The following is a 2140-nucleotide window of genomic DNA, read 5'->3' on the forward strand; positions in this document are numbered from 1 at the left end:
CTCTTCTGCAATGACAATATTTGTTATAACCCTTTCACCCCCACTTTTACCTTTGCCTTTTGAGGATATTGAAAGACGTATTTTATAGCAATTTCTACCCAAAGAAGTTCCTTGAACAGGATTTTCTTCCAAGCTTTCAAAAAGTATCGCTAAATCGGTTTTTAAAGAAGGATATTTCTTTGCCAACTTTTTCAACTCTTTCCTAAAAGTAGGAACAGCAATAATATTATAGCTCATCTAATAACTGCTTTGCAGGTATGCCTTTCAGTTTGCCTTCTCTTACTAGTTTGAGTTCTTCCACTGCTTCTTTAATCTCTTCCATGAGTAAAGCCTTCTCGTCAGATATTGTTGTGGCTTTTACATACGATAAGCCTTTAAGCACTTCGAGTAAGGGTTTGGCCTTATCGTCTTTTATGTCTAATAAAACTTTCATAATTCAATTTTTGAAGGATTGATACTCATAGCCTTGTTCGTTTTTGTTTTGAACGTCTGCCAGCAATAATTGCTTCAAAGTTACATAATAAGCCGAGATACTCAATTGAATTGACAAATCAACCTTCCCTGTTTTTGGTGTAAACACAAATCCAATCTTGACCTTTTTGCCCCACTTGGAATAGAATGGCGTAACCGCTAAGGGTAGTTTGTAACTACCCTTTTCTATTATATGAATTTGTAATTCATATTACCAAGAATTACCTTTCGTTTGGGTGTTTGGTTGAATCCAATTACATCCCGACAATTGTCGCGGATGGAAAAGATAAAAGGGTAGGACAAGGCGTTTGGAAATGATCCCTTAGGATCATTTTAGCCTTGGGCCAGGTGCAGGGTAGGCAAATCCCACCCAGTCGCAGCATAAGACATTTGACTACGCCAAGGATTTGGTTATCAATCGATGATTTTTGGGGTTGACTCAACTTTTTGTAGGATATTTTTAATCGACCACCCAAAGCCAATCTTTGTAACCTTCTTTTTCCATGTCCTTTTTTGGGATGAATTTCATGGCTGCAGAGTTCATGCAATAACGAAGATTGGTTGGTTCGGGTCCGTCATTGAATACGTGCCCAAGATGGGAATCACCGAGTTTGCTCCTCACTTCCACACGCATCATTCCGTAAGCGGTATCGGTCGGTTTGCCGATGACGCGGGCATCGATCGGTTTGGTGAAACTCGGCCAACCTGAAAAGGATTCATACTTGTCTGAAGAGCTGAACAAAGGAACCCCCGAAACAATGCAGACATAGATTCCTTCTTCTTTGTTTTCATTGTAATCGTTGGTAAAAGCCCGCTCAGTTTCTTCATGCATGGTGACTTGGTATTGAAGTTCTGTGAGTCTTTTCTTCAGTTTTGAATCAGAAGGTTTTTTGTATTTGTCTTCCAATTTTACTGGCCAATGTTTTGCAATAAATGCATCCCTTCCCGAACCTGTTCTGTAAGCATAATACTCGGTCGGGTTCTTTTTGTAATAATCCTGATGGTAATCTTCCGCCGGATAAAAGTTAGTAAACTTGATCAAAGGAGTCACGATGGGTTTGTCAAATTTACCTGATTGGGAAAGCTTTTGAAGGGAAGTTTCTGCAGCCGTTTTTTGAATTTTGTCATGGTAAAATACTGCAGAAGTATATTGAAATCCTCTGTCGTAAAAAGAACCGCCTTCGTCAGTCGGATCAAATTGTTGCCAGAATATATCTAAAATCTCTGAATAGCTGATGATATCAGGGTTATAAGTGACCTGAACAGATTCTCTGTGGCTAGTTCTTCCACTAGCTACCTCTGGATAGGATGGATTTTTTTCTTTGCCTCCTGCATAACCTGATACCACTGATATGATACCGTCAATTCCTTCAAAAGGGGCTTCTATGCACCAAAAGCATCCGCCCGCAAAGGTGGCCAAAGCTGTCGGTCCGGCATAAATTTCTTCGGGCGTAGAAGTTTTTTCACTTTTTTCCTTTCCGTTATATGCTTTGGAGCATGAAAATACCAAAAAGCTTAAGGTGGGGATTAAAACCAAAAGGAGGATTTTTTTTGAAATTTCCATAATAGAATTACCAGATTTAGATTTTGAAAGAGGCATGATTTTGGAGAATTGAAATACCTGAATGTCGGTTTCTGTTTACAATAGACTTAAATAAGAAAGTCATTG

The 2140-nt window shown here is 39.0% G+C and carries 3 protein-coding genes; all 3 read right to left on the bottom strand.

Features of this window, described 5'->3' with window-relative positions; genetic code table 11:
• Positions 1 to 237: type II toxin-antitoxin system RelE family toxin (locus tag ACZFYI_RS19500; RefSeq protein WP_462525791.1), on the bottom strand; the 237-nt coding region annotated here is incomplete at its 3' end.
• Complete coding sequence (locus ACZFYI_RS19505; protein WP_259262659.1) at positions 227 to 433, bottom strand: hypothetical protein; 207 nt, start codon at positions 431 to 433, stop codon at positions 227 to 229. The genes ACZFYI_RS19505 and ACZFYI_RS19500, both read right to left, overlap by 11 nt.
• Positions 434 to 931: 498 nt before the next feature.
• Entirely contained in the window at positions 932 to 2035 is a 1104-nt protein-coding gene (gene msrB / locus ACZFYI_RS19510; protein WP_462525792.1) for a peptide-methionine (R)-S-oxide reductase MsrB, read from the bottom strand.
• Between the last annotated feature and the right edge of the window lie 105 nt (positions 2036 to 2140).

The sequence above is a fragment of the Aquiflexum sp. genome (assembly GCF_977115555.1).

Excerpts from the sequence above, each read along its gene's own strand:
- ACZFYI_RS19505 (WP_259262659.1), bottom strand. The coding sequence starts at position 433 with ATGAAAGTTTTATTAGACATAAAAGACGATAAGGCCAAACCCTTACTC.
- msrB (WP_462525792.1), bottom strand. The coding sequence starts at position 2,035 with ATGGAAATTTCAAAAAAAATCCTCCTTTTGGTTTTAATCCCCACCTTA.